This window comes from Pseudanabaena sp. Chao 1811 (assembly GCF_027942295.1).
Classification (GTDB): Bacteria; Cyanobacteriota; Cyanobacteriia; order Pseudanabaenales; family Pseudanabaenaceae; genus Pseudanabaena.
Map to the genome: position 1 here is coordinate 1,625,580 of NZ_CP101416.1, position 19,646 is coordinate 1,645,225.

Below are 19,646 nucleotides of genomic sequence, written 5' to 3' on the forward strand. Positions count from 1 at the left end.
GATGGAAGTACAAGAAAATTTAGTGATATATTGACTGTGCGGATCGTAGGGTTGAGGATGTAATCGCGCCCAAAAGCCCCGAAAATCGACCACTTTTTTCTTTTACCTTTCTACTTTTTCCTTGCCAAATTATGATGCCCCATCGCAAGAAATCATCTAAACTCGCCCACTTTTTTCTTTTGCCTTTTTCTCTTTGCCTTGTTGGTGGTGTGGCGATGAGTGAGGTGGTGCTGGCGCAAACAGCAGAGGAGCGCAAGGCAGAAGAAGATCGAGTCTTAAAGTCATGTCGCGATAATTTGGATGCTCAAAAGTTTCAGGAAGCATTATTGGCTTGTCAGGGGGCGTTAGAGGATTTCAAGAAAACTGATAACTTGAGGGGGCAGGGGCTTTCACTTAATAACATTGGTGTTAACTATAAAGCTCTCGAGCAGTATCAAAAAGCGATTGATAATTTTCAACAATCTCTAAAAATCGTAAGAGAAGTTAAAGATCAACGAATTGAAAGATTAGTTGTCGGCAATCTGGCAAATAGCTACGAAAAGCTGGGCAATTATGACAAAGTGATTGAGTATCGGTTGCGCGGATTGGAGATGGTAAGGGAAGTTAAGGATCTCAATGGAGAGGCGGATTCACTCTATAATCTTGGGAATACATACCGTGACCTCAAACAGTATCAAAAAGCGATTGAGTACTACCAACAATCTTTGGTCATTGTGAAGCAGCTAGGCAATAAGAAGGCTGAGCAAAATGTTAATTTCATCATTGGGATTAGTTACATTTTATTAGAGGATGCTGTTAAAGGTCGAGAGTTTTTGTTGACGACGCAAGAGTTAGCGAAGAAGATTGGAGATCGCGATACAGAAACAAAGGTGACTAATTTACTGAATGAAATTAGCAAACATGTATCGTCATCTTCAAATAGTCGTCGCAAAGCAGAGGCAGATCGACTGTTAAAGCAAGGAATTCAGCAATGTCAAACTGGACAGTGCGAGGCAGCATTACAGTCATGGCAGCAAACATTGACAATCTATCAAGAAATCAAAAATCGTCAAGGTGAGGGAAAGGCGCTGGGAAATCTGGGAGTTGCTTACTATAGTCTCGGCAAGTACGACAAAGCGATCGAGTTCCAATTGCAAAGCTTAGAGATTGCGCGGGAAATCAAAGACCGTCAAGGTGAGGGAGCATCGCTGGGAAATCTGGGAAATGTTTACAATGCCCTCGGCAACTATGACAAAGCGATCAAGTTCCAAATGCAAAGATTAGCGATCGCGCGCGAAGTCAAAGACCGTCTCGGTGAGGGACAGTCACTGGGAAATCTGGGAAACGCTTACGATTCCCTCGGCAAATATGACAAAGCGATCGAGTTCCATCTCCAAAGCTTAGCGATCACACGGGAAATCAAAGACCTTAGTGGTGAGGGAAGGGCGCTGGCAAATCTGGGAAATGCTTACAATCTCCTCAGTAAATATGACAAAGCAATTGAGTTCTACTTGCAAAGCTTAGCGATCGCACGGGAACTCAAAGATCGTCTTGGTGAGGGCGCATCGCTGGGAAATCTGGGAATCGCTTACTCTTCCCTTGGCAAATATGACAAGGCGATTGAGTACCATCTGCAAAGCTTAGCGATCGCGCGGGAACTCAAAGATCGTCTTGGTGAGGGCGCATCGCTGGGAAATCTGGGAATCGCTTACTCTTCCCTTGGCAAATATGACAAGGCGATCGAATATAAACTACAAAGATTAGAGATCTCACGGGAAATCAAAGACCGTCAAGGTGAGGGAGGGGCGCTGGTAAATCTGGCAAATGATTACGATTCCCTTGGCAAATATGACAAAGCGATTGAGTCTTATCTACAAGCTTTAGCAATCTTACGGGAAATCAAATACCGTCAAGGTGAGGGAGCAGCACTAAAAGGACTAGGAAACACTTACCAAAATCTCGGCAAGTCTGACAAAGCGATCAAGTTCCATCTACAAAGTTTAGCAATTGATCGGGAAATCAAAAACCGTCGAGGTGAGGGAAGTTCACTCGGAAATTTGGGAAATGCTTACTATTCCCTTAGCAAATATGACAAAGCAATCGAGTATCACTTACAACACCTAGCGATCGCGCGGGAAATCAAAGACCGTCGCGGTGAGGAAACAGCGCTGGGCAATCTGGGACTCGCATACCAGTTCCTCGGCAAATATGACAAAGCGATAGACTCACAACTGCAAAGCTTAGAAATCGCGCGAGAAATCAAAGACCGTCGCGGTGAGGGAAGATCGCTGAGTAATCTGGGAATCGCTTACAGTTCTCTTGGCAAATATGATAAAGCAATCGAGTTTTATCTGCAAAGCTTAGAAATAAAGCGGGAAATTAAAGACCGTCAAGGCGAGGGAATATCACTGGGTAATCTGGGAATCGCATACCAGTTCCTCGGCAAATATGACAAAGCGATTGAGTATTTGGATCAAGTATTAACGATCACACGGGAAATCAAAGACCGTCTCGCTGAGGGAGCATCACTTGGCAATTTGGGAAATGCTTACTATTCCCTCGGCAAATATGATAAAGCGATCGAGTACCAACTGCAAAGCTTAGAAATCACAAGGGAAATTAAAGACCGTAACGGTGAAGGAAAGGCACTAAATAATTTAGCTGAGGTTTACGAAAAACTAAATCGAGATCGAGAAGCGATGATTTCTTTTAGGCAAGCCTTGTCTATCGCTAGAGAGATTAGCGACAGAAGTAGCGAAGGCTTATCTCTTGGAAATCTAGGGGATATATCATCCAAAGTAAAACAACCCGAACTCGCAATCCTCTTTTACAAACAATCGATCAACGTCCGCGAAGCGATCCGCAAAGACATTAGAAAACTCGATAAAGACATCCAACAATCTTACTTAGCCACAGTCGAAAAGACCTATCGCAACCTCGCCGATCTCCTCCTCCAACAAAACCGCATCATCGAAGCCCTCCAAGTCCTCGACCTCCTCAAAGTCCAAGAACTCGAAGACTACCTCAAAAACATCAAAGGTAGCGACAGATCCGCACAGGGAGTCAGACTATTAGCACCAGAACTATCTCTTAGCGATAAGCTGTTAGCTGTTAGCTTTGAGAATGCTCCAGAACTCAATCGACAACTCGCCAATCAAATCCAACAACTTCCCAAAACCGAAATCAACAAAGTTCCCGACTACCTCAACCAAATTCCACAGGGAACCGTATTACTCTATCCATTCATTTTAGGCGATCGCCTCGAAATCATCCTCTTTGCCCCCAACAATCTCCCCATCCGCCGCACCACCAAAATCTCCAAAGACCAACTAGAAACCTTAATTGTTGATTTTAGGACAGGACTCCTTGATCCTAGCTCCGAAGACTTCAGAGAGCCATCACTACAACTCTATAACCTCCTGATTAAACCCATTGAAGCCGAACTCGTTCAATTCAACGCCAAAACGATCCTCTATGCACCTGATGGACAGCTACGCTACATCCCCATCGCCGCACTCTATGACGGTAAACAATTGTTAGTTGAGAAATACCAGATTAGTAACCTCATCGCCTATACCCTCTCCGACTTTACACCACAACCTAAAAACGCACCCAACATCCTCGCAGGAGCCTTTGGTGGTAAAGCAGGCGATCGCAAATTTGGACAAACAGCCTTACCCGCAACCGTTAGAGAAGTCCAAGCGATCTCAAATTCATTTCAAAACTCAGTCACCCTCATCGAAGATCAATTTAGTCGCAAAGCCATTGAATCGAAGTTCAAAAACCATAATATTCTCCACCTAGCCACCCATGCCGAATTTAATGTTGGCTCTCCCGATCAGTCCTTCATCATCTTTGGTAACGGCGACAAAATCCGCCTCAATGAAATCACCGATTGGCAGATTCCCAATATCGATTTGATTATCTTGAGTGCCTGTCAGACGGGAGTAGGAAAACTCGGCAGTGGCGTAGAAATCTTAGGCTTTGGCTATCAAGTCCAAAAAGCAGGCGCAAAACAAGCGATCGCTTCTCTTTGGTCTGTCAATGATGATGGGACTCAAGCTTTGATGGCAGCTTTTTATCGGGAACTGCAAAAAGGCGATGTCACAGCGATTGAGGCTTTGCATAGAGCACAAGTTACCTTGATTAAATCAGATAAGTTTAATCATCCGAATTACTGGTCAGCATTTTTTGCGATCGGTAATGGCTTGTAAGTATAAGTAGCTCAACTTAATTAAACCCAAAAACTAGAAGTTTGTTCCGCCCGCGTAGCGGGCGGAACAAACTTCTAGTTTTTGGGTTACTACTGAATACGGAACAAAATTGCAATTTTTCAGACTATTTTGAACGTAAAAGCATCTGGTGCTAAACAGAAATTTGTATGAACTACCCAAAGATCATCGCGGCAAGTTTAGTAGCTTTAGTTCAAGCCTGTAGCACAACTTCCACCAAGGCTCTAGACAATACCCCAATATTGCAGGAATCGATCACAGGATCTGGGAGTAAAGCTCAAGTTGCGCCTAATTCTGCTCAGAATCCAATTAATGGAAGTTCTGCCCAAAAGATCAATACTACACAGCAAAATGCTGAATTTGAGCAACAGAGCAATGCACCTCTACCTGCCTCCTGTGCAAAAGAGGAATACAAGAGTTTCTTTGAGCAGTTTGTGCGTGGCAAAGATGATCAGGGTAATGAGATTCGCTATACCTTTACATCGCCCTATGTGCAAGTTAGAGATTATCAAGATCCTAGTAAGCTTTTGGAGATGATGAGTAGGAAGAATGATGAATTTAGTATTTCTCTCAGAGATTACACTTGGGTACAGCTAGTTCCGTCTCAAGTTGACAATGCTCCCTATACACGTTTGAAGTTAGACATTCAGCGAGTGAATGATAAAACCTTTCGCGTGGATTACATCAAGGCGCAATACGCAGGAGCGCATGAAAAGGAACGGCTAGTGCGAACCTATGGAGAACCCAATGCTTATATTTTTGAACATCGCAATGGTTGCTGGAATCTCACCCAAAAATTGCAATCAACTAATCGATCGCCAAATGATAATGCTCCGACAAGTAGCAAAGCGGCGATCGCATCCCAACTAACGCAACAAATGCCCTATGGCGATTTACGGAATATTTTACTGAAGAATGGTTGGCAACCTGTAGTTACGCCAGATTGCAAAATCAACGTTGGTGGCAAAGCGGAAGTCTGCGATCAACTCCCTGAAGTCGAGGCATGTAGTGGCGATGGATATTGTCTAATGAATTTTGCGAATCAAAGTGATGGCTCAAAGCTGACGGTTACAACCTATGGCGACTATCGCGATTGGCGCACCACAGGTCAAGAGTCGAAATTGCGGGTGACACGTTGGCAATAACAGAAGTTAATTTCCCCGCCAAAGGCAGGGAAACTAACCAAACGCTATAGATGGCATTGAAGATCGAAAAAAATTCGGGTATCGTTTATTGAGACTGCGAAAAAGCATTTTACTAATCAGGTTTAAGGCTATGAATCAAGGTTTGGGTATCGCCATTGCAGTATTGCTAGTTAGCTTACCTGTGCAGGGTGTGATCAGCGAGGCAACAATGGCTCAAGCAGCACCAGAAGACCGCAAAGTAAATGCAGATCAATTGCTTAATTTAGGTCGTCAAAAATATCAAGCTGGTCAGTTTGAGTCAGCCTTACAGGTATGGCAACAAGCCTTGGCAGTCTATCGAGCAATTAAGGATCGTCAGGGAGAAGGAAAGTCGCTAGATAATCTGGGAAAGGCTTACGAGTCGCTTGGTAAATATGATGAGGCGATCGCATCGCATACAAAGAGTTTAGAAATTGCGAAAGAGCTTGGAGAGCGTCGCAGCGAAGCAGAATCGCTAATCAATCTAGGTGTGGTCTATCGCTCTCGTGGTAACTATGCTCAAGCGATCGCATACCATGAACAGGGTTTAGCCATTGCCCGTGAAATTGCCGATCGCCGTGCGGAAGGCTCAGCCTTGGGCAATTTGGGCATGAATTACTATGCTCAGGGCAACTATCCGAAAGCGATCGATTACCACGAACAGCGTTTAGTGATTGCCCGCGAAATCAAGGATCGACAAGGCGAAGGCAATGCAATGGGCAATCTTGGCAATGCCTACCGCGCTCAGGGCAAATTTGCGAAAGCCATTGAATATCAAGAAAAGCGTTTAGCCATTACTCGCGAACTCAAGGAAGTACGCGGCGAAGGACAGGCTCTCGGTTTCCTCGGACTAGTTTATCGTTCCCTTGGCGACTATCCCAAATCCGTCGAATATTACCAGCAGAGCTTAGCGATCGCGACCAAGATTAATGATCGACTAGGCAAAGCCAAGTCTCTGGGGTACTTGGGTAATGTGTATTACGATCTAGGGGACTATCCAGAGGCAATTAAATATCACCTATCCAGCTTAAAAGCTGCTCAGGAAATTAAAGATCGGCGAGGGGAAGGAAAGTCCTTAGGATATTTAGGCAACGCTTATGAAGCTCAAGGGAAATATGATGACGCGATTAAATACTACAATTCCAGTTTAAAAATTGCCCGTGAAGTTAAAGATATCCGTGGAGCAGGAAAGACATTAAGCTCCTTAGGAAGTGCTTACTATCATCTGGGAGACTATAACCAAGCGATTACCAATCATCGATCAGGATTAGAAATTGCGCGTAGTATTAAAAATCGTGATGGCGAGAGAATTGCTCTTAGTAATCTTGGTTTGACTTTCCAAAAATTAGATCAACCTGATTTAGCGATTGTTTTCTATAAGCAGTCAGTCAATGTCAGTGAATCCATCCGCCAAGATATTCGTAAATTAGATCGCGATTTACAGAATTCCTATTTAAGTAATATTGAAGGTTCCTATCGCCGCCTTGCGGATTTATTGCTGAAGCAGGGTCGCGTGATGGAAGCGCTCCAAATTCTCGATTTGCTCAAGGTGCAAGAACTTGAAGACTATCTCAAAAATGTTAAAGGTAGCGATCGCTCGGCGCAGGGAGTGAGACTATTAGCACCAGAGAAGGCGATTAGCGATAAGCTATCATCAGTGAGCTTTGACAATAGCAAGGAAATCAATAGCCAACTTGCCAATCAGATCCAGAAACTTCCTAAATCAGAAATCAATAAAGTTCCTGACTATTTGCAACAAATCCCACAGGGAACAGTCCTTGTTTATCCCCTAATTTTAAGCGATCGCCTTGAGATTATTCTCTTCTCACCAAATTCGCTACCCATTAGCCGCACTGTCCAAGTCTCAAAAGAACAGCTTGAATCTCTAGTTAGCGAATTTAGGGCAGGACTGAGAGACAGTTCTTCAGAAGACTATAAAGAACCTGCGATCGCTCTTTATAAAATCTTGATTAAACCCATCGAAGCTGAACTCACACAGGTGAAAGCTCAGACCATTCTCTATGCGCCCGATGGAACTCTGCGCTATATCCCGCTTGCGGCTCTCTATGATGGTCAAAAATGGATGGCGCAAAGGTATCAAATTAGCAATCTGATTGCCTATAGCCTCTCCGACTTTTCATCCAAGTCCAAAATCATGCCGAATATCCTTGCAGGAGCCTTTGGCGGTAAGGCAAGTGAGAAGAAGTTTGGACAGCAAGCCTTACCTGCAACGATTAAAGAAGTACAGGCGATCGCCAATACCTTCCAAAATTCCGTTGCCCTCATCGAAGACGAGTTTAGCCGCCAAGCTACGGAAGCTAAATTTAAGGACTATAATGTGCTGCACTTTGCGACCCATGCCGAGTTTAACCAAGGTGTGCCAGACAACTCCTTTATCATTTTTGGCAATGGTGACAAAATTGGTTTAAGTGAAATCGCGGCTTGGCAGATTCCCCATGTGGAATTGATTGTACTCAGCGCTTGTCAAACTGGAGAGGGCAAGTTGGGAAGTGGCGTAGAGATATTAGGCTTTGGTTATCAAGTGCAGAAAGCAGGCGCAAAAACCGCGATCGCTTCTCTCTGGTCTGTCGATGATGTGGCAACACAGGTACTGATGAAGTCTTTTTATCAAGAATTTCAAAAGGGTAATGTCTCTACGACGGAAGCTCTAAATAAGGCACAAATTTCCTTAATTCGTTCATCAGAGTTTAATCACCCTATATACTGGTCAGCATTTTTTGCGATCGGCAATGGACTGTAGAGATAAAGAATTGTAGTTACTACGAGGTGAGGTATGCGTGGAAGTTTGGCGATCGCACTTTTGACCGTCTTATGTTGTGGGCAAGTGCAACTAGTCGTATCCGATGCTGCGCGATCGCAATCTATCCAAGATCGTAAAGCAGAAGCCGAACGGCTTTACCAAAAAGGAAATCAGCAATATCAAGCTAATAAATATCAGGAAGCATTACAAGCTTGGGAGCAATCTTTACAAATTTATCGCGAGATTAAAGACCGCAAGGGTGAAGGTAACTCATTGAATAGTCTAGGGAAGGCTTATGACGCACTTGAAGATTACCCAAAAGCGATCAAGTTCTATGAGCAGTCCTTGGTAATCTTGAGAGAGCTTAAGGTCATAGATCCCCTTGATGAGAGTACAACACTTTTTCGCATAGGATATGCTCACTCAATTCTAAATCAATTCGAGAAAGCAACGATATTTTATGAACAAGCTTTAGCCATCAGGGCAAAAATCAGCGATCTCCCTCACGCCTACTTGAGAGAAGTTATCGGTGAACTTGTGCTTATTTATGCTGATTTAGGACAATATCCAAAAATAATCTCAGTTTATGAGCAAGAATTAGCGATCGTGCGGCAGAGAAAGCTTCTGACGGAACAAGTAAGAGTAGTCTATAATCTCGCCCAAGCTTATCAATTTTCTAGAGACTATGAACGTTCCATTAAGATGTATCAGCAAGCCTTGGTAATTGCGCGGGATCTGAAAGATCAGGAACAAGAACGTAACTTGTTAGATAATTTAGGTAACGTTTATCTGAAGGCAGGAAAATATGAGCTAGCAATCACAATTTTTCAGCAGGTGTTAGCCAGTTCAAGAATGTCTCCAGATCCTACTAGTCAAGCTGGAGCCACAATCAGTCTAGGTGATGGCTATCGCAACTTGGGACAATACACACAGGCAATTAAGTTCTATCGACAAGGCTTAGATCTGTCTAGCAAACTGACAGATCGGATTGCTCAAGCAGGAATATTGGTTAAACTCGGTAACGCTTATCTGAAGTTAGGAAAATATGAACAAGCGATCGCGCTTTATCAGCAGTCTTTAGCGATCGCCCGCAGCATTGATCATCGAGATAGCGAAGGATTGCTTAGTAATATAGCTAGGGATCGACTTTACGATAGCTTGGGACAGGATGAAATCGCAATTCGTTTTTTTGCGCCACGATATTATGTGATTCTGCCAGAAATCCAAGCTCGGATGGCGGAAGGTATCGTACTCAGTAATTGGGGGCTAGCTTACGAAAGATTAGGTCAATTTGACAAAGCAATTGCCCTATATCAGCAAGAACTAGTAATTGCCCGCGAAATCAAAGATATAGCCCGTGAAGGAGCAGTACTCAGCAATCTCGGTAATGCCTATGACAGTTCCCAACAATTTGACAAGGCAATTGTCATGCATCAGCAAGCTTTGACGATAATGCAGAAAATCAAAGACAATGCTAATAAAGGTCGAGTACTGGTCAATTTGGCGAATACCTATCGCAATTTAGGTCAGAATGAGCAGGCGATTGAAATTTATCAACAAGCTTTAGCGATCGCCAGAGAAATTAAAAATCGCGATAGCGAAGGTACAGCACTCCGCAATCTGGGTATAGCTTATGTCAATCGTGGACAGCATCAGCAAGCGTTGGAGGCATATCAGCAAGCTGTAACCATCGCTAGGGAAATCGGCGATCGCGACGGTGAAGGCACGGTACTTAGCAATTTGGGTAAATTACTGGCGATTAAACAACAACCTGAATTAGCTATTTTCTTTTACAAACAATCGATCAATGTCCGAGAGTCTATTCGCAAAGATATTCGTGGATTAAGCCAAGACGAACAGAAATCTTACCTATCTACGGTCGAAAATTCCTATCGCGATCTTGCCGATCTCTTACTCAAACAAGGTCGCATTATGGAAGCCCTACAAGTTCTCGATCTTCTCAAAATCCAAGAACTTGAAGACTATTTAAAAAATATTAAAGGCAGCGATCGCACATTACAAGAAGTAAGACTTTTAGAGCCAGAGAGAGCGTTTCGCGATCAGCAATTCGCGATTAGCTTTGAGCAAATACCTCATCTCAATCGCCAACTTGCTAATCAGATTCAGCAACTGCCGCAATCAGAGATCAACCAAGTCCCCACCTACCTCAACCAAATTCCCCAAGGGACAGTATTGCTTTATCCTTTGATTTTAAGCGATCGCCTCGAAATCATTCTTTTCTCTCCTAATACTTTCCCCATTAGCCGCACTGTCAAAATATCGCAAACAGAACTAGAACCTCTAGTGACTGATTTTAGAACTGGACTACTTGATGCTGGCTCTGAAGATGTCAAAGAACCTGCGGCAAAACTTTACAACTTACTGATTAAACCCATCGAATCTGAACTAGTTCTAGCGAAAACTACCACAATTCTTTATGCCCCCGATGGTATCTTGCGCTATATTCCCCTTGCGGCTCTCTATGACGGCAAACAATGGCTAGCAGAGAAATGCCGCATTAATAATCTCATCGCTTACAGCCTCTTTGACTTTGCCCCAAAGCTAAACATTCAACCCAACATCCTCGCAGGAGCATTTGGCGGTAAAGCTGACGAGAAGAAATTTGGACAAATTGGCTTGCCTGCCACACTTAAAGAAGTGCAAGCGATCGCAAATTCCTTTAATAACTCAGTTACTTTAATCGAGGATCAATTTAGCCGCCAAGCGATCGAGTCTAAATTCAAAAATCATAATATTCTCCATCTTGCTACCCATGCTGAGTTTAATACGGGTACACCTGATAACTCTTTCATCATTTTTGGCAATGGCGACAAAATCCGTCTTAATGAAATCACTGATTGGCAGATTCCAAATATCGATTTGATTGTGTTGAGTGCTTGTCAGACTGGTGTTGGTACGCTCGGTGATGGGGTGGAAATCCTAGGCTTTGGTTATCAAGTCCAAAAGGCTGGAGCAAAAAATGCGATCGCTTCTCTCTGGTCTGTCAATGATGAAGGCACTCAAGCCTTAATGGAAACATTTTATAGTGAACTCAAAAAAGGCGATGTCACACCCACTGAAGCATTGAATAGAGCGCAAGTTGCTCTGATCAAATCACCTAAGTACAATCATCCAAATTATTGGTCAGCATTCTTTGCGATCGGTAATGGGCTATAAAATAGAAAGTGTTATGACAGGCGCTTCGCGCCTCAGATAACTTAACAAAGGTAAAGGGAAAAATATATGGTCATCGCAGCAGCAAAACCCCATAGCCTAGAAGCATTTCTAGAACTACCTGAGACCAAACCCGCCTCAGAATTTATCAACGGACAAATTACTCAAAAAGTCATGCCTCAAGGAGAACACAGCCGCTTACAAGTTAAGTTATGTACAAATATTAACCAAGTTGTTGAAACCCCAAAGATTGCCTATGCTTTCTCGGAATTACGCTGTACTTTTGGGGGAGCATCGATTGTTCCTGATATTTCCGTATTTCGTTGGGAGAGAATTCCCCGTAAACCCTCAGGACGAGTGGTAAACCGTTTTGAAATATATCCTGATTGGGCGATCGAGATACTTTCTCCCGATCAGAGACAAAATAAAGTGATAGCTAATTTGTTGCATTGTGTAGACAATGGCACAGAGTTAGGTTGGCTGCTCGATCCTGAAGATGAAAATATTTTGTTAGTGTTGCCTGAACGTCGCGTCCAAATTTTAGAAGGCTCTCAGTCTGTACCCGTACTTAGGGGAATTGACTTAACTTTGACGGTTAGCCAGATTTTTGATTGGCTCAGTTTTTAAGACACAAGCAGCTATAAATCCAAAATATAGTTACAGCAACTCTATAGCTATAAAATGGACTATGACCAACGCTGTAACCAACCATTCCATGTTCACCTTCGCACTGCCCAAAGGCTCACTCTTAAAAGACTCAATCCGCTTACTCCAAGGCGTAGGACTCGACTTTAGTGGGTTTCTTGATCCTACAAATCGTCAACTGCAAATTTTAGATCCCACAGGAACCGCTAGAGCCTTGCTGGTCAGAGCGCAGGATGTACCTGTATATGTAGAATATGGACAAGCCCAAGCAGGCATCGTTGGCGAAGATGTCTTGCGTGAAAAAACGCCCAAAGTAGCCAAATTATTAGACTTAGGATTCGGTGGCTGTCGGATGTCGATCGCTGTTTCAGGAGAGAGTCGCTATCGATCACCCCTAGATTTGCCACCCCATAGTCGCATTGCCTCAAAATATGTCGGTTGCGCCCGTGAATACTTTGACAGCATCGATTTACCCGTTGAGATTATTCCCCTCTATGGCTCCGTTGAGCTGGGGCCAATCACAGGTATGGCTGAGGCGATCGTTGATTTAGTTTCTACGGGTAAGACTTTAAAGGATAACGGACTGATTGAAATTGAAGTGTTGTATCACAGTACCGCGAGACTGATTGCCCATCCCCTGAGTTATCGCTTATATAGCGATCGCTTTAGCGAGTTAATGGAAAAGATGCAGGTTAAAGCATAAAGAAAGGGGCGCTAAGCGCCCCTTTCTTTATGCTTTGAGTTTCTTCGATTCAACTACAAGAGAGTCAATTAATGGCTGGAGAATCAATTCCATTGCCATGCCCATCTTGCCACCGGGGACAACCAAGGTGGTATGACGAGACATGAAGGAATCATGGATCATATCTAGCAAATAACGGAAGTCGATTTGGAACTTCTCGCGGAAGCAGCGATTGGTGTGGATAATTACAAAGCTTTCATCAAGGGTGGGAATGTCGCGACAGATGAAAGGATTGGAAGTATCAACGGTAGGAACGCGCTGGAAGTTGATGTGAGTATTGGAGAACTGAGGCGCAATGTAATTTACATAGTCGGGCATACGACGCAAAATTGTATCGACGATCGCTTCAGCACTATAGCCACGTTCAGCATTATCACGATGGATTTTTTGAATCCATTCTAAGTTCACAATGGGAACAACACCCACTAACAAATCAACATACTGAGCAAGGTTAATATCTTCGGCGACTACACCACCATGCAAACCTTCGTAAAACAGCACATCGGTATTAGCTTCGATGCTTTCCCACGGGGTAAATTCACCAGGTTGATTGCTCGTACCTAAGCGACCATTGTGATACTCGGCTTCTTCAGGGCTGTGCAGATAGTAACGTCTTTGACCACCACCAGTTTGACCATATTCCTGAAACAAAGCTTCGAGCTTATCTAGCAAATTGGCATTCAATCCAAAGTGGCTAAGACTACGACCTTCTGCCGCAGCTTGTTTCATGGCTTCGCGCATTTCTAAGCGGTTGTATTTGTGGTAGCTATCACCTTCAATAACTGCCGCTTGAATATTTTCTAAACGAAAAATATGTTCAAAAGCTCGCTTAACGGTGCTAGTACCAGCACCCGATGAACCTGTTACCGCAATAACTGGATGTTTTTTAGACAAATTTTTTCTCCTTAAATTTATATATAAACCTTATTACCCTTGTGGGTTAAGGTGAGACGAAATTATTTAGAGATTGTGGAGATTACCAGAGGCACGTCAGCCAAAGGTGCAAATCTCTTAAACCATTTAGAATTACTATACCTTTGTATATAGCGCCAAAGAAAGCAAAATTTGCGAACATGATTTCGGCTACATCTAAATTACAGCAAAAATTCGCTGAACCTTTAACTATTGGCAATGTCACCCTCAAAAGTCGGGTGCTACAATCGCCATTGTCAGGAGTGACGGATTTGGTATTTCGGCGATTGGTGCGGCGCTATGCCCCAGACTCAATGCTCTACACCGAGATGATCAGCGCTACAGATCTGCATCATATGAAGGCTTTGCCGAAGCTTATGGAGATCGATCGCCATGAAACCCCGATTAGCATCCAGTTATTTGATTGTCGTCCTGACTTTCTTGCTGAAGCCGCCCAAAAAGCCGTATTAGAGGGAGCTGACACCGTAGACATTAATATGGGCTGTCCTGTGAATAAAATTACCAAAAAGGGTGGTGGCTCATCGTTATTACGTCAGCCTGAACTAGCGGCGCAAATTGTGCGATCGGTGGTCGAGGCAGTTGATATTCCTGTGACAGTGAAAACACGCATCGGATGGGATGACAATGAAATTACGATTCTTGACTTTGCTAAGCGCATGGAGGATGCAGGAGCAAAGATGATCACTGTCCATGCTAGAACGCGATCGCAGGGCTATACGGGTAATGCCAAGTGGGAATGGATTCGCAAGGTTAAAGAGGTGCTGACGATTCCTGTAATTGCCAATGGTGATATTTTCTCGGTGGAAAATGCGATCGCCTGTTTAGAGCAAACGGGAGCCGATGGGGTGATGTGTTCGCGGGGAACCTTGGGCTATCCCTTTTTAGTGGGGCAAGTTGATCATTTTTTAAAAACAGGCGAACGTTTGCCTGACCCTTCGCCAATTGAATGTTTGCAAGTTGCCAAGGAGCATTTGCAAGGACTCTGGGACTACAAAGGCATTCGCGGAATTAGGCAATCACGCAAGCATATGACTTGGTATGCGAGGGGATTTGCGGGGGCGGCAGTGTTACGAGATCGCCTCTGTCGGATCGAGTCTTTGCAAGATGGGATGGATTGTCTAGATGGTGCGATCGATGAGTTGCAGGTAGAGGTGAAACCACTTGTATAGATAACATTGCGCCCGAGTCTTGGGAAATACAGTTTCAATCGCATTAGGAAAACCAGTAAAGTCATCGACACTTGCCATCAAAATATAGCCGTAGCCAGTTATGTTAGGACAAAAACAAAAACCAGAAGAGAGTTGCGGCGCTTTGCGCCGCAACTCTCTTCTGGTTTTTATGTCTTAACTTACTTGGCTATAGCTATATCTGTGACTCCACGGTTATGAATTTCGATGAGTACCGACAAATAGAATTTCGCTCCCTTATTGGGAGAAATCCACATCCTCAGTAATAGGAATCGCTCAACCTAAGATGTCGGTTTTGATCAATTGCAAGTTATCAGGATTCTCGGCTGTGAGGTTGTTTAGGTTTTTAAATTCTTTAGGTCGTGATGTGGAGATTGTGGTAAAAGATAAGCCTAAATCTCGTTCTCAAGCACGTACTCAGGTTATGATTAGATAAGGGGCTTTATTCTGATTGTTGGAAGTAGTGGTATAAATTAGCGATCGCCATATTCAGACGATTATTTAACTACATCTTCTACTTTTAAAGCTTTTGCTATAATTCTAATGGCTAAGCAATATTCAATCAATTTAGCCAAAGACAAAGATATTTTTATGATTATCGTTCGAGAGCCTACTACTTCAAAGAATCAGAGAAATGGCAGAACCATTCTTTGGTCTGAAAATTAAACTTGCAGTCGATGTGACTAGAGAAATTCTGGATGGTGGTGAACTTCATTTTGATTGTGAGCAGTTATTGCTAGATGCTGGTATTCAGCAAGAAAATATCTGGATTGCGGATTTGTATCCTCAAACGAAAGAGGTTAGGGTTGAGTCAATTATTAACATCCGTCCTCGTCAACAAAATATGACGATGGAAGTCAGGAATTTACAACTCAAAGTGAGAATTGAAAAAATAGTTCGTTATCTTCTGGAGGTGATGTAATGGAACGCCAAAGTCTGTATGAAAGATTTAAACTTCTAAATTGGCAGCAGCAGGTAGGCAATATCGCTTCAACTCTCGCTATGCAGATTCTCCATTTAGCAATTGATTGGTGTGTGCCAAATGTTCCACAACAGTTTTTTCACCGCTTTGTTGACTATGGGCAGCAACTTTGTCGCGAAACCAATTGAATGCTTTCCGAAGTTGATGCTCTGAAGCATTCAATCCACGCACAGGCATGGCGACAAGCGGTACTAGATAGGTCTGATAAAAACGATTGTTATGACGGTTTAGTTCTAGTTTGGAACGCGGTACGAGTGATACAGGATCAACATAACCGATGTAACTATTTTGGAGGTTTTCTTTACGTCTTTGATTTTTTTCAGGCTCGATCGCTAGGTTAACCAATTTTTGCAAATGATCGAGAGCTGCGAGAATAAGAATGCTAATTGTAGTTAAGCGCTGTTGCCCATCGATGATGTCAAATTGCTTATTATTTAGAGGATTGCGGCACTAGATAGCCCATGTAATGTGCTGTCTCGCCATCTTCGGCAAATAGTCCGAGAATGTCTTGCCACAGGTCATCCCATTCTTCGTCTGTCCAAGAGTAATCGCGCTGAAATGGGGGCACACGATAAAGTAAGCCGTTACCTAATAACTGACGCAAGGTTTGATTGGATGTATTAAAGTTCATTGGAGACATAATATCAATCCTTGATCGCTTCAGTTCTTGTCAGCGTCTTTAGGAATGCGCTAAATTTAACAGTTTATTTTCATTTTATACGAAGCTCAGCGAGGCGATTGTTACTCAAGCCTTGGGCTTGAGTAACAATCGCCTCGCTGTTTGGGGAGCAATTACTGACCATACCAACGCTGAGCTAAATCATCTAATTGCTCCAAAATAGTAATAAGTTCCTTTGCCTTTTCTGTTAATCCATAGGTTACTTGGGGTGGAACCGTGGGTTCGTAGTGACGATATAAAATCTCTTCCTGTTCTAACATCCGCAGGCGTTCGGTTAGCATCTTTGTGGAGATGCCTGCGATTTTACGTTTCAAGGCTCCAAACCTTGTTGGTCCCGAATTTGAGAGCACCCACAAAATATACATAGTCCAAGGACCTGACAATAAGTTCGTCAAAATACTCACGGGACAAGGATTAAGTTCTCGCGATCGCTGCACCATGACTAGTTACCCGAAAGTGCCTATTAGTTACGAAAGAGTACCTACTTTACTTTCGTAGGTAGTTACTTTTAGTATCTAAATCATAACCCACATAAACAACTCACAGAGGTTGCTATGACAACGATCGCCATTGTTTATTTTTCTGGTTCTGGTCACACTCACTTAACCGCCGAAGCGATCGCTGAGGGAGTTCGCAAAGTTGGTAATCAAGTGGACTTGCTCCGCATTACTGGAGAGCAAATCACCAATGGACGTTGGCAAAACGACGAGATTATGACAAAACTTGATCGTGCCGATGCGATCATCTTTGGTTCCCCAACCTACATGGGCGGAGTTGCTGCTCAATTCAAAGCATTTCTAGATGCAGCAAGTTCTGCTTGGTTTACCCAACAATGGAAAGATAAAATCGCTGCGGGATTTACCCACTCTAGTTCGCTCAGTGGCGATAAGCAGGGAACTCTGATGTATCTATCGATCTATGCAGCACAGCATGGCATGGTATGGGTAAGTGCAGGTGAGTTGCCTAGTCATTACCAAGGTAAAACCGATGGAGTCAATCGCTTAGGTTCGTTCCTTGGCATTATGGGGCAAACCCCTATGAATATGTCTGGAGGAAATCCAGTTCTAGACTCAGGCGATCGCCTAACCGCAGAATATTTCGGGCAACGCATTGCTCAAGCTACCAAGCGTTGGCATCTAGAGAAAGTAGCGATCGCTGCTTAAATTAATTCCCAAGAGAAATGCTAAAGAGGTGCACCAAATTTAGCAATCTAACTGCGTTTTATACAAAGATCAGCGATCGCTCTCCTGCGATGACTTCACCGATTCGATTGGTGGTAAATCCTTGATCTTGAAAATAGGCGATCGCCTGATCTACTTTTTGGGGATCAACGACTACCGCCATGCCGATCCCCATATTAAAGGTATTGAACATATCGGCTTCTGGAACTCCCCCTTGTGCTTGTAGCCATTGGAATAGTGGCGGAATTTGCCAGCTATTGCGAGTAATCTGTACTGCTTGACCTTCACCGAGGCAACGGGGAAGATTTTCGGGTAAGCCGCCACCTGTGATGTGAGCAAGTCCATGAATGCCTAAATCAGCTTTGAGGGCAGCCAAAACGGGCTTGACGTAAATCTGGGTCGGTGTGAGAAATACTTCGGCGAGGGTTGAGTCGGCGGTTTCAGGAGAAATGGCTAACTTCGCGCCCCAACTGTAACCTTTAGTTTCGATGATCTTACGGACAAGGCTATAGCCATTGCTATGGATTCCCGAACTAGCTAGACCGATGACCACATCACCGATATTCACCTGTGTGCCATTGAGCATTTCCGACTTTTCAGCGATCGCTACACAAAAGCCTGCTGCGTCATATTCGCCAACGCCATAAAATCCGGGCATTTCCGCAGTTTCGCCCCCCAACAAGGCACAACCTGCCATCTGGCAACCATCGGCGATCCCCTTCACCACTTCGGCGAGTTGATCGGGTTCGAGCTTGCCTGTGGCTAAATAATCTAGGAAAAATAATGGCTCGGCTCCAGAGGTCAGCACATCGTTAACGCACATGGCGACGAGATCGATGCCGATGGTGTCGTGCTTATTGGCAGCTTGAGCAATTTTGAGCTTTGTGCCCACACCATCCGTACCTGAAACCAGAACGGGTTGCCGATAACCAGCAGGAATTTCAAAACAGCCACCAAAACCACCGAGATCGCCTAATACACCTGCACGATGGGTTCTGGCGACTGAATCCCGAATTTTTTCCACGAAGGTGCGTCCTGCTTCAATATCCACACCCGCCTGACGATAATCCAAAACCTCTAACTCCCAAATTTCACGACCAAGCCATTGCAACGCAATGGCTTAAAAAACTACTATTTGCCTAACTCATCAGCACGACGAGTTGCCGCAAGTACGGCTTCTATCATAGCGGAACGCAAGCCCGCTTTTTCTAACTGAGCGATCGCTGCAATCGTCGTACCCGCAGGACTCGTCACTTGATCCTTTAACTGCGCGGGATGTAGCTTTGTTTCGGCAATTAATTGGGCTGTCCCTAAAACAGTTTGGGTCGCGAGTTGTAGTGCGATCGCTCTGGGCAAACCTGCTGCAACCCCACCATCCGCCATAGCTTCAATCATTACTGCTACATAGGCAGGCCCTGAACCTGATAGTCCAGTCACAGCATTCATTAGCGATTCGGCAACTTCTACCACCGTGCCAACCGCACCAAAAATCTTTCGGGCTAACCCTAGATGCTCACTTGTCGCCAAGGCATTTGCCGCGATCGCAGTTACTCCTGCACCTACCTGAGCGGGTGTATTTGGCATTGCTCGGATAATTGACTTAGAGGGAAACATCGTCTCTAACTGAGCCAAAGTTACACCAGCTAAAATTGACACAACACAAGGTGCAGGAGAATCAGCTAGACCAATCGCCGCCGCATTTAACGACTGAGGCTTAACTGCTAAAAGCATTATCTCTGCTTCAGCAGCAACTAAATTATTGGGCGTAGTCTGTACGCCATATTTTTTTGCGAGGAGATCGCGACGCTCTGACATCGGATCACTAACACAAATATCGGATGGTGAGTAAATATTACTGGTAATCAGACGAGACAAAATTGCCTCACCCATCACGCCGCCACCGACCAGACCAAGTTGAAATTTCAAGAATTCACCAATAACTAACTACAAACCAATAAGGTAGATGTGGCGCGAAGCGCCGCATCTAC

13 protein-coding genes and 2 pseudogenes are annotated in these 19,646 nt (G+C 44.0%); 10 read left to right on the forward strand and 5 right to left on the reverse strand.

The features are described 5' to 3' along the window. The first annotated feature begins 131 nt into the window (after nucleotides 1–131). The 6 genes from NMG48_RS07680 to hisG all read left to right on the forward strand — a co-directional run bounded on the left by NMG48_RS07680 (nucleotide 132) and on the right by hisG (nucleotide 12,657). Nucleotides 132–4,193 carry a tetratricopeptide repeat protein gene (locus NMG48_RS07680; protein ID WP_271254687.1) on the forward strand — a complete coding sequence of 1,354 codons (4,062 nt, stop codon included), beginning with the start codon at nucleotides 132–134 and terminating at the stop codon, nucleotides 4,191–4,193. 167 nt (nucleotides 4,194–4,360) lie between these two features. Beyond that, nucleotides 4,361–5,356 carry a hypothetical protein gene (locus NMG48_RS07685; protein WP_271254688.1) on the forward strand — a complete coding sequence of 332 codons (996 nt, stop codon included), beginning with the start codon at nucleotides 4,361–4,363 and terminating at the stop codon, nucleotides 5,354–5,356. A 130-nt stretch (nucleotides 5,357–5,486) separates the two neighbouring features. Further along, the gene (locus tag NMG48_RS07690) at nucleotides 5,487–8,135 is read left to right on the forward strand and encodes a CHAT domain-containing protein (RefSeq protein WP_271254689.1); all 2,649 of its coding nucleotides are present in this window, start codon (nucleotides 5,487–5,489) and stop codon (nucleotides 8,133–8,135) included. Nucleotides 8,136–8,168: 33 nt separating this feature from the next. Then, entirely contained in the window at nucleotides 8,169–11,312 is a 3,144-nt protein-coding gene (locus NMG48_RS07695) for a CHAT domain-containing protein (protein WP_271254690.1), read from the forward strand. Between the two features lie 66 nt (nucleotides 11,313–11,378). Beyond that, on the forward strand, nucleotides 11,379–11,936 hold the full coding sequence (locus NMG48_RS07700; protein WP_271254691.1) for a Uma2 family endonuclease: 558 nt from the start codon (nucleotides 11,379–11,381) through the stop codon (nucleotides 11,934–11,936). 88 nt (nucleotides 11,937–12,024) lie between these two features. Continuing rightward, nucleotides 12,025–12,657, forward strand: coding sequence for an ATP phosphoribosyltransferase (hisG, locus tag NMG48_RS07705; RefSeq protein ID WP_271255256.1), 633 nt, complete (start codon nucleotides 12,025–12,027; stop codon nucleotides 12,655–12,657). A gap of 27 nt (nucleotides 12,658–12,684) precedes the next feature. Here the strand turns inward: hisG and NMG48_RS07710 are convergent, their stop codons facing one another. Beyond that, entirely contained in the window at nucleotides 12,685–13,590 is a 906-nt protein-coding gene (locus NMG48_RS07710) for a phosphoribulokinase (protein ID WP_271254692.1), read from the reverse strand. A gap of 179 nt (nucleotides 13,591–13,769) precedes the next feature. Here NMG48_RS07710 and dusB point away from each other — a divergent pair, with 179 nt between their 5' ends. From dusB to NMG48_RS07720, 3 genes and pseudogenes are all read left to right on the forward strand, one after another. Beyond that, nucleotides 13,770–14,798, forward strand: coding sequence for a tRNA dihydrouridine synthase DusB (gene dusB, locus NMG48_RS07715; RefSeq protein ID WP_271254693.1), 1,029 nt, complete (start codon nucleotides 13,770–13,772; stop codon nucleotides 14,796–14,798). Nucleotides 14,799–15,084: 286 nt separating this feature from the next. Continuing rightward, nucleotides 15,085–15,252, forward strand: a pseudogene (locus NMG48_RS21675) (XRE family transcriptional regulator); the annotation flags it as partial. 198 nt (nucleotides 15,253–15,450) lie between these two features. Beyond that, nucleotides 15,451–15,738 (forward strand): DUF5674 family protein, encoded by a 288-nt coding sequence (locus NMG48_RS07720; protein WP_271254694.1) that lies wholly within the window; start codon nucleotides 15,451–15,453, stop codon nucleotides 15,736–15,738. 165 nt (nucleotides 15,739–15,903) lie between these two features. On the opposite strand, the pseudogene NMG48_RS21680 reads toward NMG48_RS07720, so the two are convergent. Together NMG48_RS21680 and NMG48_RS07735 are read right to left on the reverse strand one after the other, a co-directional pair. After that, nucleotides 15,904–16,438 (reverse strand): annotated as a pseudogene (locus tag NMG48_RS21680) (DUF262 domain-containing protein); the annotation flags it as partial. A gap of 152 nt (nucleotides 16,439–16,590) precedes the next feature. Next, nucleotides 16,591–16,917, reverse strand: a complete 327-nt coding sequence (locus NMG48_RS07735) for a winged helix-turn-helix transcriptional regulator (protein ID WP_271254696.1) — start codon at nucleotides 16,915–16,917, stop codon at nucleotides 16,591–16,593. Between the two features lie 114 nt (nucleotides 16,918–17,031). On the opposite strand from NMG48_RS07735, the gene NMG48_RS07740 reads away from it, so the two are divergent. Then, entirely contained in the window at nucleotides 17,032–17,640 is a 609-nt protein-coding gene (locus tag NMG48_RS07740; RefSeq protein ID WP_271254697.1) for a flavodoxin family protein, read from the forward strand. 58 nt (nucleotides 17,641–17,698) lie between these two features. On the opposite strand, the gene purM is transcribed toward NMG48_RS07740, so the two are convergent. Together purM and proC are read right to left on the reverse strand one after the other, a co-directional pair. After that, nucleotides 17,699–18,730: a phosphoribosylformylglycinamidine cyclo-ligase gene (purM, locus tag NMG48_RS07745; protein ID WP_271255258.1), complete on the reverse strand. Its 1,032-nt coding sequence runs from the start codon at nucleotides 18,728–18,730 to the stop codon at nucleotides 17,699–17,701. A gap of 59 nt (nucleotides 18,731–18,789) precedes the next feature. Beyond that, on the reverse strand, nucleotides 18,790–19,584 hold the full coding sequence (gene proC, locus NMG48_RS07750) for a pyrroline-5-carboxylate reductase (protein ID WP_271254698.1): 795 nt from the start codon (nucleotides 19,582–19,584) through the stop codon (nucleotides 18,790–18,792). Nucleotides 19,585–19,646 lie beyond the last annotated feature (62 nt).

Bases quoted from the DNA above. Each gene is read 5' to 3' on its own strand.
- NMG48_RS07695 (WP_271254690.1), top strand. From the start codon at position 8,169: ATGCGTGGAAGTTTGGCGATCGCACTTTTGACCGTCTTATGTTGTGGG.
- NMG48_RS07735 (WP_271254696.1), bottom strand. From the start codon at position 16,917: ATGGTGCAGCGATCGCGAGAACTTAATCCTTGTCCCGTGAGTATTTTG.
- NMG48_RS07685 (WP_271254688.1), top strand. From the start codon at position 4,361: ATGAACTACCCAAAGATCATCGCGGCAAGTTTAGTAGCTTTAGTTCAA.
- NMG48_RS07740 (WP_271254697.1), top strand. From the start codon at position 17,032: ATGACAACGATCGCCATTGTTTATTTTTCTGGTTCTGGTCACACTCAC.
- NMG48_RS07690 (WP_271254689.1), top strand. From the start codon at position 5,487: ATGAATCAAGGTTTGGGTATCGCCATTGCAGTATTGCTAGTTAGCTTA.
- NMG48_RS07720 (WP_271254694.1), top strand. From the start codon at position 15,451: ATGGCAGAACCATTCTTTGGTCTGAAAATTAAACTTGCAGTCGATGTG.
- dusB (WP_271254693.1), top strand. From the start codon at position 13,770: ATGATTTCGGCTACATCTAAATTACAGCAAAAATTCGCTGAACCTTTA.
- NMG48_RS07680 (WP_271254687.1), top strand. From the start codon at position 132: ATGATGCCCCATCGCAAGAAATCATCTAAACTCGCCCACTTTTTTCTT.
- NMG48_RS07700 (WP_271254691.1), top strand. From the start codon at position 11,379: ATGGTCATCGCAGCAGCAAAACCCCATAGCCTAGAAGCATTTCTAGAA.
- hisG (WP_271255256.1), top strand. From the start codon at position 12,025: ATGTTCACCTTCGCACTGCCCAAAGGCTCACTCTTAAAAGACTCAATC.